Annotated in this window: 11 protein-coding genes; 4 read left to right on the top strand and 7 right to left on the bottom strand. The window is 72.9% G+C overall.

The features are described 5' to 3' along the window. Positions 1 to 187: 187 nt before the first annotated feature. Positions 188 to 1,261, bottom strand: a complete 1,074-nt coding sequence (locus tag V7E46_RS17620) for an RDD family protein (protein ID WP_333769280.1) — start codon at positions 1,259 to 1,261, stop codon at positions 188 to 190. Between the two features lie 270 nt (positions 1,262 to 1,531). Here V7E46_RS17620 and V7E46_RS17615 point away from each other — a divergent pair, with 270 nt between their 5' ends. Next, a complete protein-coding gene (locus V7E46_RS17615) occupies positions 1,532 to 2,047 on the top strand; it encodes an SsgA family sporulation/cell division regulator (RefSeq protein ID WP_329178646.1) in 516 nt (171 codons plus the stop codon). Between the two features lie 6 nt (positions 2,048 to 2,053). Here the strand turns inward: V7E46_RS17615 and V7E46_RS17610 are convergent, their stop codons facing one another. Beyond that, positions 2,054 to 3,421, bottom strand: a complete 1,368-nt coding sequence (locus V7E46_RS17610; protein ID WP_333769279.1) for an FAD-binding oxidoreductase — start codon at positions 3,419 to 3,421, stop codon at positions 2,054 to 2,056. A gap of 365 nt (positions 3,422 to 3,786) precedes the next feature. Next, complete coding sequence (hppD, locus tag V7E46_RS17605) at positions 3,787 to 4,911, bottom strand: 4-hydroxyphenylpyruvate dioxygenase (protein WP_333769278.1); 1,125 nt, start codon at positions 4,909 to 4,911, stop codon at positions 3,787 to 3,789. A 130-nt stretch (positions 4,912 to 5,041) separates the two neighbouring features. Here hppD and V7E46_RS17600 point away from each other — a divergent pair, with 130 nt between their 5' ends. Further along, complete coding sequence (locus V7E46_RS17600; protein WP_329178640.1) at positions 5,042 to 5,512, top strand: Lrp/AsnC family transcriptional regulator; 471 nt, start codon at positions 5,042 to 5,044, stop codon at positions 5,510 to 5,512. 231 nt (positions 5,513 to 5,743) lie between these two features. On the opposite strand, the gene V7E46_RS17595 is transcribed toward V7E46_RS17600, so the two are convergent. After that, on the bottom strand, positions 5,744 to 6,079 hold the full coding sequence (locus V7E46_RS17595; protein ID WP_333769277.1) for a hypothetical protein: 336 nt from the start codon (positions 6,077 to 6,079) through the stop codon (positions 5,744 to 5,746). Positions 6,080 to 6,497: 418 nt separating this feature from the next. Here V7E46_RS17595 and V7E46_RS17590 point away from each other — a divergent pair, with 418 nt between their 5' ends. Next, positions 6,498 to 7,136 (top strand): ArsR/SmtB family transcription factor, encoded by a 639-nt coding sequence (locus V7E46_RS17590; protein ID WP_333769276.1) that lies wholly within the window; start codon positions 6,498 to 6,500, stop codon positions 7,134 to 7,136. A 36-nt stretch (positions 7,137 to 7,172) separates the two neighbouring features. Beyond that, entirely contained in the window at positions 7,173 to 8,489 is a 1,317-nt protein-coding gene (locus tag V7E46_RS17585; protein ID WP_333769275.1) for an MFS transporter, read from the top strand. A 9-nt stretch (positions 8,490 to 8,498) separates the two neighbouring features. Here the strand turns inward: V7E46_RS17585 and V7E46_RS17580 are convergent, their stop codons facing one another. From V7E46_RS17580 to V7E46_RS17570, 3 genes are all read right to left on the bottom strand, one after another. Continuing rightward, positions 8,499 to 9,287, bottom strand: coding sequence for a S16 family serine protease (locus V7E46_RS17580; protein ID WP_333769274.1), 789 nt, complete (start codon positions 9,285 to 9,287; stop codon positions 8,499 to 8,501). Between the two features lie 58 nt (positions 9,288 to 9,345). After that, entirely contained in the window at positions 9,346 to 10,149 is an 804-nt protein-coding gene (locus tag V7E46_RS17575; RefSeq protein ID WP_333769273.1) for an IclR family transcriptional regulator, read from the bottom strand. 244 nt (positions 10,150 to 10,393) lie between these two features. Further along, positions 10,394 to 12,181: a DEAD/DEAH box helicase gene (locus V7E46_RS17570; protein ID WP_333769272.1), complete on the bottom strand. Its 1,788-nt coding sequence runs from the start codon at positions 12,179 to 12,181 to the stop codon at positions 10,394 to 10,396. Between the last annotated feature and the right edge of the window lie 99 nt (positions 12,182 to 12,280).

Raw genomic sequence — 12,280 nt, 5'->3', positions numbered from 1 at the left:
CCGCTACCCATCCGGGCGACCCGCCCCCTCCCGCCGGCCGGTGCGGGGCCGGGGTCCCCTACGGAAGGGGTGCGCTACAGGGGCGCGGGGAACTGCGCGAGCGACCCGCCGCGGGCCGGCGGTCCGGATGCGACGGCGACAGCCCCTCCGGGCCGGTGGCGACCCGCGCCCCGGTACGGGCGGAAGGTCAGGACGCGGAGACGAACGTGTGCGCGGCCTTGTCGTGCCAGCCCTGGCGCCACGGGCGGTCGAACACGCACCAGGCGACACCGACCACGCCGACGGCGAAGAGATTGAGCAGCGTACGGACCAGCCAGCGCCGCAGACTCGCGCCGAAGGCGGGCGGCTGCTGGGCCTCGATGTCGAGCACCTTGAGCCCGACCAGCTTCTTGCCGAGCGTGCGCCCCCACTTGGCGGTGGGCAGCACTTCCAGCAGGACCCCGGCGAGCAGCGCGGCCAGGAGCACCGCGGCCAGCTCCGCGCCGGTCGTGGCGTCGAGCAGCCACACCCTGACCGTCTTCCCGGTGAGCTTGGCCGCGTCCACCTTGTCCTTCGCGTGGTGGTACGCCGCCGAGCCCAGCGGCAGCGCCGCCGCCCCGGTGACCGCGGCGAAGAGCACCGTGTCCACCACCCGCGCGGCGAACCGCCGGGTCAGCCCGGCGGGCCGCTCCAGCGCGCTCGCGCTGCCGAAGGGGTCGGCGGCGACCGGACGCCAGGGGATCACGCCCTCCTGGGCCAGCTCGTGCACCTGCTCGGCCCAGGGCGCGGGCGTCTGCGCGGGCACGCCCCCCGAGCGCGGCGCCGGCCGGCTCCAGGCGGGCGGCTCGGGGGACGCCGGCACCGGCGTGGCCGCCGGCGGCCGGTGCCCGGCCTGCACCGGCGGCCGCGACTGCGGGTGCTGGGCCGCCGCCCCCCACGAGATCGGTGGCAGCCCGCTGCCGGGCGCGGCCTGTACGGGCCACGCGGACGCGGGCGCCGGCGGCGGCTCAGGCGAAAGCGAGGGCTCGGGCGCTTCCGGGGTGCCCTGCACGGCGGCGGGAGCCGTGGGATCGGCGTCCAGGAACATCGGGCCCGACTCGTCCATCGCGGGCTGCGCGACCCCGGGGTGCGCCCCCGCCGGCGCGGGCCGGCTCGTACCCGGCACCCAGGAGGAGCCGTTCCAGTACCGGATGTAGTTCGGAATGGACGGGTCCGGGTAGTAGCCCGGCGCCGGGGAGCCGGACGACGAAGAACCGGAGGAGCCAGAAGGAGGTGCGCTCATGGTTCACAGGTTCCGTATCTGCTCGGCCGGGGTGTGCAGCGTCCAGACATACCAGACCTGTGGACCCTGCGGGAGCGCGCCGCCGTACACCACCCTCTACGACACGTCATTACCCGCATACGCCGCCGCGCGCCCCCTGTTCAGGAAAGTTGAACCTAATCCCGTGAAGCCGCGTAATGGTGGGAGAGGCACGCGCTCTCTCCAGGTGCTGGCCCCGATCGCGAAACCCGCCAAGAGGGGCCGCCGCGCCAAGGAAAGGACGTCGACTCGATGCAGACCGTGGTGGAACGCGAGCTTGAGATGCAGTTGGTGCTGTCACCCGAGCGCAGCATCTCCGTACCGGCCAGGCTGGTCTACCGCACGGACGACCCGTTCGCCGTGCACGTCACCTTCCATGTGGGCTCCGACGCGCCCGTGCACTGGACGTTCGCACGCGAGCTGATCGTCGAGGGGGTGTTCAGGCCGTGCGGGCACGGCGATGTGCGGATCTGGCCGACGAAGGTCAACGGCCGCAGTGTGCTGTGCCTGGCGCTCAGTTCGCCGGACGGCGAGGCACTGCTCGAAGCGCCGTCCTCGCCGGTCGCGGCCTGGCTGGAGCGCACACTGCGGGTGGTGCCGCCGGGCACCGAGCACGAACAGCTGAGCATGGACGACGGTTTGAGCCGGCTGCTGGCCCCAGCCGCCGGTGACGAGCTGTGGCTCGGCAAGCCCTCCTCCGGCCCCTGCCGGCCCGGAGAGACCCCCCGGCAGAACCGCACGGACGACAGCCCCGACCCGGGTGCGTGAGCGCCGTCAGAGAACCTTGCCCGGGTTCAGCAGCCCGAGCGGGTCGAAGACGGCCTTGATGCCGCGCTGCAACTCCAGGCTGAGGGGGCCGAGTTCGCGGGCCAGCCAGTCCTTCTTCAGCAGGCCCACCCCGTGCTCGCCGGTGATGGTGCCGCCCAGCGCCAGGCCGAGGGCCATGATCTCGTCGAAGGACTCCCTGGCCCGCCGGGACTCGTCGGGATCGTGCGCGTCGAAGCAGACCACGGGGTGGGTGTTGCCGTCCCCGGCGTGCGCGCACACGCCGATCACGAGGGCGTACTTCGCGGCGATCGCCGCGACCCCGTCCAGCATCTCGCCGAGCCGGGCGCGCGGTACGCACACGTCGTCGATCATCGTGGCCGTGGACAGCTTCTCCAGCGCGGTGAGCGACAACCGCCGCGCCTGGAGCAGCAGTTCCGACTCCGCAGCGTCCTCGGCCGGCACCACCTCGGTGGCCCCGGCGGCCGTGCACAGCGCGCCGAGCGCGGCCAGGTCGGCCGCCGGGTCGTGGGTGTCGAAGGCGGCGAGCAGCAGCGCCTCGGTGGACTCCGGGAGCCCCATGTTCGTCATCGCGTTGACCGCGCGGACGGTGGTGGCGTCCATCAGCTCCAGCAGCGACGGCACGTGGCCGCCCTCCATGATCGCGCAGACCGCGGCGGACGCGGCGGCGGAGGAGGGGAACTCGGCGGCCAGCGCGAGCTGTTGCGGCGGCGCCGGTCTGAGGGCGACGACCGCCTTCACCACGACGCCGAGGGTGCCCTCGGAGCCCACGAACAGCCGGGTCAGGTCGTAGCCCGCGACCCCCTTGGCCGTACGCCGCCCGGTGCTCAGCAGCCGGCCGTCCGCGAGGACGACGTCGAGGCCGAGGACGTACTCGGCGGTGACGCCGTACTTGACGCAGCACAGGCCGCCCGCGCCGGTGCCGATGTTGCCGCCGATGGTGCACTGCTCCCAGCTCGACGGGTCCGGCGGGTAGTACAGGCCGTGCTCGGCGACCGCCCTGGACAACACCGCGTTGACGACGCCGGGTTCGACCACCGCGATCCGGTCGACCGGGTCGATCTCGACGATCCGGTCCATCTTGCGCAGCGACAGCACGATGCAGCCGTCGACGGCGTTGGCCCCGCCGGACAGCCCGGTCCGCGCGCCCTGCGGCACCACCGGCACGTTGGCGGCGGTCGCCGTGCGCATGACGTGCTGGACCTCTTCGACGGTTCGCGGCAGCACCACGGCCAGGGGCGTGCCCGCGGCGGAGAAGCTCGCCATGTCGTGGGCGTAGGAGGCGGTGACCTCCGGGTCGGTCAGTACGGAGGTGGCGGGCAGGCCCGCCGTCAGCTCTTTGATCACGTCGTCCATGCGGTCAGCCTCGCAGCAGGCGCCCCGGGGGGGAATCCCCCCGCCCCTCCCGGGCCCGGGGTTCCGCGGTCCGCCGAAGGGGGTGCCCCACCGGGTACGGCGCTTCCGCGGTCCCACCGCGTAGGGCGGCCCCCTCCCGGGCACGGGGGCTCGGCGCTTCCGCCGCGGGAGAGGGCGCCCTCCAAGGGGCGCGGGGAACTGCGCGGCCAGCCCCCACCGGGGGCGCGGGTCGGCTCCGGGCCCGAAGGGTCTCCTCGGTCCGCCCCGGACCCCCGGCCGGTGGCCGGCTGAGCGCGCCGTTCCCCGCGCCCCCGGGATGGGCGCCCCTGCCGCAAGGGGAGCCGCACGAGCCCCGCGGCCGGGGGTCAGAGGTTGCCGCGGCGGGCCTGCTCGCGCTCGATCGCCTCGAAGAGCGCCTTGAAATTGCCCTTGCCGAAGCCCATCGACCCGTGGCGCTCGATCATCTCGAAGAAGACCGTCGGCCGGTCCTGCACCGGCTTGGTGAAGATCTGCAGCAGATACCCGTCCTCATCCCGGTCCGCCAGGATCTTCAGCTCGCGGAGCAGCTCCAGCGGCACCCTCGTGTCGCCGACCCACTCCCCGAGCGTGTCGTAGTACGAGTCGGGGGTGTCCAGGAACTCGACGCCCGCCGCCCGCATCTCCCGCACCGAGGCGACGATGTCGTTCGTGGCCAGCGCGATGTGCTGGACCCCCGGCCCTCCGTAGAATTCCAGGTACTCGTCGATCTGGGACTTCTTCTTGCCCGCCGCCGGCTCGTTGAGCGGGAATTTGACCTTGAGGGTGCCGTCGGCCACGACCTTCGACATGAGGGCGGAGTATTCCGTGGCGATGTCGTCGCCGACGAACTCCTTCATGTTGGTGAAGCCCATGACCTGGTTGTAGAAGCCCACCCACTCGTTCATACGGCCGAGTTCGACGTTGCCGACGCAGTGGTCGATGGCCTGGAAGTACCGCCGGGCGGGCGGTTCCACGACCGGCTGGACCGCGTCGTAGCCGGGCAGGTAGGGGCCGTCGTAGCCGGTGCGGTCGACCAGGGTGTGCCGGGTCTCGCCGTAGGTGGCGATCTCGGCGAGCACCACGGTGCCGTGCTCGTCCTTGAGCTCGTACGGCTCGGCGAGGCCGCGCGCGCCGTGGGCGACGGCGTAGGCGTAGGCGGCGCGGGCGTCGGGGACCTCGATGGCGAGGTCGACGACACCGTCGCCGTGGGCGGCCACGTGGTCGGCGAGGAAGCGCCCGCGGTCGGTGGCCGGCTTGATGACGGACGTGAGGACGAAGCGCGCGCCGCCCGACTCCAGGACGTAGGAGGCGGTCTCGCGGCTGCCGTTCTCCGGTCCCGAGTACGCCACCCTGCGCATTCCGAACGCGGTCGAGTAGTAGTGCGCGGCCTGCTTCGCGTTGCCCACCGCGAAGACCACCGCGTCCATGCCCTTCACCGGGAAGGCGTCCTTGGCGTCCTTGGTCTCAGTCATGGCAAAAGCGTCCCGCCGCCGCTCAGGGTGCGCAACAGTTCCGGTTTTCACTGGACATGCTGTACACCCGGGCGCACGATCAACGGGTCAATCTGTGCAGCATGCACGGCCAGGGGAAGGGCGGGCGGCAATGGGCATCGACGCGCTGGACGGGCGGCTGATCACCCTGCTGGACCTGGAGCCGCGAATAGGCGTACTGGAAGCCTCGCGGCGGCTGGGGGTGGCACGCGGCACCGTGCAGGCCCGGCTGGACCGGCTGCGGTCGCACGGGGTGATCCGGGGCTTCGGCCCGCAGGTGGATCCGGCGGCACTGGGCTATCCGGTGACGGCGTTCGCGACGCTGGAGATCACGCAGGGGCAGGGCGCGGCCATCCGCGCCCATCTGGCGTCGGTGCCCGAGGTGCTGGAGCTGCACACCACGACCGGCGAGGGCGACATGCTGTGCCGGCTGGTGGCCCGGTCGAACGCTGATCTGCAGCGGGTGATCGACAAGGTGGTCGGCTTCGACGGCATCGTGCGCGCGGCGACCGCGATCGTGATGGAGAATCCGGTCCCGCTGCGGATCATCCCCCTGGTGGAGCAGGCCGCCCGGGACGTCTGAGCGGGACCGCCCGGACACCGCGTCCGAGCGGGTGACCGCGGACGGCGCGGAAGGAGTACGCCTTGTCGGCCGGGCGTCCGGTCCGGCAGCACCGGCCCGATCCGCGCCCGAAGACGCGATCCAGGCCGGCCACCGCACGCTGGCGGTCCGGCAGCACCGGCCCGATCCGCGCCCCCTGCGCATCGGTCAGCGGCACCTTCGGACCGGATCGGATGATCCGAGCGAAAGGCCCTAGTTGAGGTTGTTGATCTGCTCGTAGGCCGCGTAGTAGCCCGTCGGGCAGTAGAGGGTGTCGGTGCCGGCGCCGGAGTGCCACTGGCCCGTGACCGTGGTCGTGATGGCCGGGTTGGACTGGTTCGTGCAGTGCACCACGAGCTGCCAGCCGTTGCTGCCGGACGACGAGGTCTGGCAGCTGGCCGACCCCCAGTTCGTCCCCTGGCTCGTGAAGCAGTAGACGGTCGCCGGCCGCACGGACGCCGCCGACGCCGCCGGCGCGGCCACCGCCGCGATGCCCCCCATCCCCAGCGCCAGACCCGTGATCGCACTGAACGTCTTCCAACGGCGCATGATCCACCCCTCGTCGTCTGCTGATTCGTTCGTGGAACCGTTCGCGTGACCGCATTCGGAGAATGCCGGGGTCGAACCCCTGTCCCCGGGTTTCGTCCCGCGCACCATCTTTTGGCATCGCCGGTCGCAGCGACAACCGGTATGGACGCATTGTCTCGAACCCGACCCCCGGTTCCGGGCGGGGCCGACGGGGGCACGGCCGCGCCCGCCCGGGCGGAAGCTCTGGGGCGTTGCGCCAGGACCGCGACCCTCCACCTCGCCGGACTCCAGCTCGCAGACACCTCATCCGGTCAGCCCGATGATGCGGACGACACGCCCCGGGCCGCCCGGGCCTCCGGCCGGACCGCGCGCCCCGGATGCAAAGGTTGCTTTGCAAAAACTGTTGCAAAGCAACCTTTGCATTGCTTAGCCTGCGAGCGTGCCCGACGACACCCCCGCGGCCGACGAACCGCCGCCCCCAGACGTACCGCCGGCCGACGCGCGCCCCGCCGACGTACCGCCGCTCGATCCGCGCACCCTGCGCGGCCTCGCGCACCCGCTGCGGATGCGGCTGCTGGCCGCCCTGCGCGAGGACGGCCCGGCCACCGCGTCGGGCCTGGCCGCCCGGTTCGGCGAGTCCAGCGGCGCCACCAGCTACCACCTGCGGCAGCTCGCCGCGTACGGCTTCGTCACCGACGACCCGGACCGCGGCACGGGCCGCGAGCGCTGGTGGAAGTCGGTGCACCGGGGCAGCCGGGTGGACAGCATGGAGGAGTTCATCCGCCACCCCGACCCCGAGGTGCGCGGCGCGCTCAACGCCTTCCTCTACGAGCACGCGGCGGCGCACTCCGAGCAGCTGACGACCTGGCTCGGCACCATGCACGAGTGGCCGCAGGAGTGGCAGAACGCCTGGGACGTCAGCGACTTCACCATCCGGCTGACCCCTGAGCTGGCCGAGGAGATGGGCCGCCGGGTGCACGAGCTGATCGAGTCCTACCGCGACCGCCTGCCGGACCCCACCGCGTCCGCCGCCCGGGTCCGCATCCACCTGCACGCCTTCCCGCGCCGCGCCGACTGACCGCGCGCCCGCGACGAATCCCACGGGGGGAATCCCATGTCCGACAGCGCCCGCGACCGCCGCCCGCTGGCCGTCCTGCTCACCGCCAACGTCATATCCGTCACCGGCAACATGCTCACGCTCGTCGCCGTGCCCTGGTTCGTGCTGCAGAGCACCGGCAGCCCGGCCAGGGCCGGCCTCACCGCCTTCGCCTCGACGCTGCCGGTGGTGCTGGCCGCGCTGCTCGGCGGCCCGCTGATCGACCGGCTCGGCCTGGCGGTCAGCAGCGTGGTGTCCGACGCGGTGTGCGCGGTGGCGATCGGCGCGATCCCGGCGCTGCACATGGCCGGCGGCCTGTCGTACGGGTGGCTGCTGGCCCTGGTCGCCGTCAACGGGCTCTTCCACGCGCCGGGCGAGACCGCGCGCGAGGTGCTGATGCCGCGGCTCGCGGCCCGCGCGGGCACCACCGTGGCGCGGGCCTCCAGCGCGTACGAGGGTGCCTCCCGCGGTGCGCGGATGCTCGGCGCGCCGCTGGCCGGCCTGCTCATCTCGGTGACCGGCGCCGCCGACGCGCTGCTGGTGGACGCGGCCACCTTCGCCGCCTCCGCGCTGCTGATCGGCCTGGGCGTACGCGGCGAGCCCGCCCCCGGGCGCGGCCTGCGGAAGGCGCCGGAGAAGGCGACAGGGAAGGCGGCGGGGAAGAAGGCGGGGCACGGCTATCTCGCCGAGCTGCGCGAGGGGTACGCGTACCTGGTGGGCGCCCGGCTGCTGTTCGCCGTCGTGGTGATGGTGATGGTGACCAACGCGCTGGACCAGGCGTGGTCGGCGGTGCTGCTGCCGGTCGACGCCAGGGAGCACCTGGGCGGCGCGACGGCCATCGGCGTGGTCTCGGGCGTCTTCGCGGGCGCCGCGCTGACCGGCTCGCTGCTCTACGGCGCCTTCGGGCACCGGGTCTCCCAGCGCGGCCTGTTCATCGGCGCCTTCCTGGCCTGCGGCTTCCCCAAGTCCGCGGTCGCCGCCTTCCTGCCGGGGCTGACCCCGCTGGTGGTGGCCTGCGCGGTGAGTGGGCTGTTCGCGGGCGTGCTGAACCCGATCATCGGCACCGAGATGGTCCGGCTGGTTCCCGAGCGGCTGCGCAGCCGGGTCTTCGGCGCGGTCACCTCGGGCGTGCTGACAGCGGTGCCGCTGGGCGGCCTGCTCGGCGGCTTCCTCGTGCAGTACGCGGGTCTGCGGACCGGTATGGCGACGGTCAGCGCGGTGTATCTGCTGACCACCCTGAGCCCGCTGGTGCTGCCCGCCTTCCGGCACTGGGACACGCCGCCCGGGCAGGAGGCCGCCGCCGCGGCCCCCGTCGCGGCGCCCAGGCCCGCCTGAGAGCGGCTGTCAGCAGGCCGGGGTCTTCCTGCCCGCGTCGAGCGCGGCCAGCGCCGTCAGGGCGCCGTCCAGCGTGTCGACCGGGATGAGCCGCAGTCCCGCGGGCAGCTCCGCGGTGGCGTCGGCGCACTCGGCGCGCGGCACCAGGAAGACGGTGGCGCCGTCCCTGCGGGCGGCCTGCTCCTTGAGCGGTACGCCGCCGACCGCGCCGACCTTGCCCGCCGCGTCGATGGTGCCGGTGCCGGCGATGACCCGGCCGCCGGTGAGGTCGCCGCCGTGCCCGTTGCCGTTGATCTTGTCGATGATGCCGAGGGTGAACAGCAGCCCTGCGCTGGGGCCGCCGACGTCGGCGAGCCGCAGCTCGACCCTGACCTTCGACGGCGACAGGCCCAGGTGGCTGAGCGCGGCGGCGGTGGCCGCCTGCTGGGAGTCGGTCATCTCCTTGAGGTTGGCCTTCTCGATCGCCTTGACCGAGCCGCCGCTGGGATAGACCGAGTCGCGCGGCATCGCGGCCTGGCTGGTGCGGAACCAGGCCCTGGCCACGTCGATGAAGTGCACCGAGGCGTCCGGCGAGGTCGCCGCGATGGTGACCAGCCGCAGCTGCCCGCTGGTGGTGCGCACCGGAGCCCCGCTGACCGTGATGACCTGGGTGCCCCCGTTGGCGCCCAGGACGTTCGCGGTCAGCCCCGGCTGGACGATGGACACCGGCAGCGGCGCGAAGGCGGCCACGGCCAGCAGTGCGGCCACGACCGCCGCGCACGCGGCGAGGGTCAGGGACCGGCGGGAGAGCTTAGGCATGCGCCCGACCTTATTTCACCGCCGCGCCGGCCCCGAACCCGCCCGTTCCCCCACCGGGTCAGCGCAGTGCGTCCGACACCTCGGTCGCCGCCTCCACCACCCGCGGCCCGACCCGCTCGGGTACGGCCTCGGAGAGCATCACCACACCGACGCTGCCCTCCACCCCCGGCACCCCGAGCAGCGGGGCGGCGGCGCCGCTCGCGCCGGCCTCCAGCTCGCCGTGCGTCAGGACGTAGCGGACCTGGTCGGTGGCCAGGCTGGTGGCGACCGGGGCGGTGCCGATCCGCACCATGGCGCTGCCGTCGTCGTCCGCCGGGTCCTGGCCGCCGTCACGGCCCTCGTGCCCCTCACGGTCGTCCTGGCTCTCATGGGCGTCCGCGAAGCGCTCCCAGCGGCTCCCGTCGGGCGTCGGCTGCATGCCGCGGCCGGCCAGGATCGCCCGGCCCGCCGCGCCCCGGTCCAGCGGGTGGCGGAAGCCGGTGCGGTAGGCGACGTGGTAGTCGGTCCAGGTCGGCTCGACCACGGCGACGGCCAGCGCCTCGCTGCCGTCGACCAGGGTGAGATGGGCGGTCGCCCCGATGTCCTCGGCGAGCGAGCGCAGCGCGGGCAGCGCCGCCTCCCGCAGCAACGGGTGGACCTGGTGGGCCAGTCCGAGCACTCCGAGCCCGACTCTGGCGCGCCCGCCGAGGTCGCGGCGGACCAGCGAGTGCTGTTCGAGGGTGGCGAGCAGCCGGTAGACCACCGTCCGGTTCACCCCGAGTTTGGCCGCCAACTCGGTCACGGTCAGGCCGTGATCGGTGTCGGCGAGCAGCTTCAGGACCCGCAGGCCCCGGTCCAGTGTCTGAGACGTCTCCGCGGTCACGACGCCCCCTCCTCATAGAATCGGCGGCGCTTGTCACAAAGACGACGCACCACCGGTCCCGCGGCAGTGCGCGGAGAGGCCGCCGGTTGTCGGCTTACCGGCTGCGCTCCGCGGCGGCTCTGCCACGGCGCGTGCGTGATCGGCACGGTAGCGAGGTTGTACCGCTCAGCGGAAGAGGTCGTCCACAATCCGGGCACTCCGATGACACCTCGTCGCTTTTCATATCCCTGTAACAGGGCGGAAATCACCGCATTCGGGTGGCCCATTCCTGTACCTTCTTGATCCGTTCGCCGAGCTGTCCGGCGGTCGCCTCGGCGCTCGGCGGCCCCCCGCAGGTCCGGCGCAGCTCGGTGTGGATCACGCCGTGCGGCTTGCCGCTCTGATGGTTGTACGCGGCGACCAGGGTGTTCAACTGCTTTCGCAGTTCCAGCAGCTGCCGGTGCGAGACGACCGGGCGCCGATCGGCCGGAAGCTCCAGCAGGTCGGCCTCGTCGTCCGGCTTCTTGCGGCTGTGCGCGATCTGCCGGGCCTGCCGCCGCTGGAGCAGTATCTGCACCTGGTCGGGCTCCAGCAGCCCGGGGATGCCGAGGTAGTCCTGCTCCTCCTCGCTGCCGGGGTGCGCCTGCATGCCGAATTCGGCGCCGTCGTAGAGGACCCGGTCGAAGACCGCGTCGGACTCCAGCGCCTCGAAGGGCAGTTGGTCGTCCCCGGTGTCCTCGTCCTCGGCCTTCTCGGCGTCCGCGAGGAGCTTGTCCTCCTCGGCGAACGGGTCCTCCTCGCCGGCCTTCTTCGGCTTGTCGAGCACATGGTCGCGCTCGACCTCCATCTCATTGGCGAAGTCCAGCAGCATCGGGATGGTCGGTACGAACACCGACGCGGTCTCGCCGCGCCGCCGCGACCGTACGAAACGGCCCACCGCCTGCGCGAAGAACAGCGGCGTCGAGATCGTCGTGGCGTAGACCCCGACCGCCAGCCGCGGCACGTCCACGCCCTCGGACACCATCCGCACCGCGACCATCCAGCGGTCCTGCGAGGCGCTGAACTCCTCGATGCGCTTGGAGGCGCCCGTGTCGTCGGACAGCACCACGGTCGGCTTGTGCCCGGTCAGCTCCCTGAGCAGCTTGGCGTACGCGCGGGCCGAGTCCTGGTCGGTGGCGATGACCAGGCCGCCCGCGTCCGGGATGCCCTTGCGGACCTCGGTCAGCCGCTGGTCGGCGGACTTGAGCACATTGGGGATCCAGTCGCCGGTCGGCGCGAGCGCGGTCCGCCAGGCCTGCCCGGTCGCGTCCTTGGTCATCGGCTCGCCCAGCCGGGCGGCGATCTCGTCGCCCGCCTTGGTGCGCCAGCGCATGTTGCCGCTGTAGGACAGGAAGATCACCGGGCGGACGACACCGTCGGCGAGCGCGTTGCCGTAGCCGTAGGTGTAGTCGGCCGAGCTGCGCCGGATGCCGTCGTTGCCCTCCTCGTACGCCACGAACGGGATCGGGTTGGTGTCCGACCTGAACGGCGTACCGGTCAGCGCGAGCCGCCTGGCCGCCGGGTCGAAGGCCTCAAGGCACGCCTCGCCCCAGGACTTGCTGTCGCCCGCGTGGTGGATCTCGTCCAGGATCACCAGCGTCTTGCGCTGCTCGCACCGGTTGCGGTGCAGCATCGGCCGCACCCCGACGCCCGCGTACGTCACCGCGACGCCGTGGTATTCGCGGCCCACGGGACCCGCGCTGTACTGCGGGTCGAGCTTGATCCCTATCCGCGCCGCCGCGTCCGCCCACTGCGTCTTGAGGTGCTCGGTCGGCGCCACCACGGTGATCTGCTGGACCATGTGGTTGTGCAGCAGGTACGACGCGAGCGACAGCGCGAAGGTCGTCTTGCCCGCGCCGGGGGTCGCCACCGCCAGGAAGTCCCGCGGCTGGCGCGCGACATAGGCGTCGATGGCCCCCTGCTGCCAGGCCCGCAGCTTGTTCGCCGTTCCCCAGGGCGCACGGCCGGGGAAGGCGGGGGACAGGTGGTGGGGGTGCGAGGCGGTGGTAGTCACGGTCTCCGGCGAGGGTAGAGCGGCGGCCGCCCCCAGGTCCCGGTGCGCGGCCCGTACGAAAACCGCCTCAGCGTACCGGCCCGCGGCCCGGGCCCCGGC

It is taken from the genome of Streptomyces sp. IBSBF 2435, from assembly GCF_036815005.1.
GTDB lineage: Bacteria > Actinomycetota > Actinomycetes > Streptomycetales > Streptomycetaceae > Actinacidiphila.
The sequence above is the reverse complement of the archived record's forward strand: the minus strand, read 5'-3'. Positions and strand labels throughout refer to the sequence as shown.

Bases quoted from the DNA above. Each gene is read 5' to 3' on its own strand.
- V7E46_RS17620 (WP_333769280.1), bottom strand. From the start codon at position 1,261: ATGAGCGCACCTCCTTCTGGCTCCTCCGGTTCTTCGTCGTCCGGCTCC.
- V7E46_RS17615 (WP_329178646.1), top strand. From the start codon at position 1,532: ATGCAGACCGTGGTGGAACGCGAGCTTGAGATGCAGTTGGTGCTGTCA.
- V7E46_RS17610 (WP_333769279.1), bottom strand. From the start codon at position 3,421: ATGGACGACGTGATCAAAGAGCTGACGGCGGGCCTGCCCGCCACCTCC.
- hppD (WP_333769278.1), bottom strand. From the start codon at position 4,911: ATGACTGAGACCAAGGACGCCAAGGACGCCTTCCCGGTGAAGGGCATG.
- V7E46_RS17600 (WP_329178640.1), top strand. From the start codon at position 5,042: ATGGGCATCGACGCGCTGGACGGGCGGCTGATCACCCTGCTGGACCTG.
- V7E46_RS17595 (WP_333769277.1), bottom strand. From the start codon at position 6,079: ATGCGCCGTTGGAAGACGTTCAGTGCGATCACGGGTCTGGCGCTGGGG.
- V7E46_RS17585 (WP_333769275.1), top strand. From the start codon at position 7,173: ATGTCCGACAGCGCCCGCGACCGCCGCCCGCTGGCCGTCCTGCTCACC.
- V7E46_RS17580 (WP_333769274.1), bottom strand. From the start codon at position 9,287: ATGCCTAAGCTCTCCCGCCGGTCCCTGACCCTCGCCGCGTGCGCGGCG.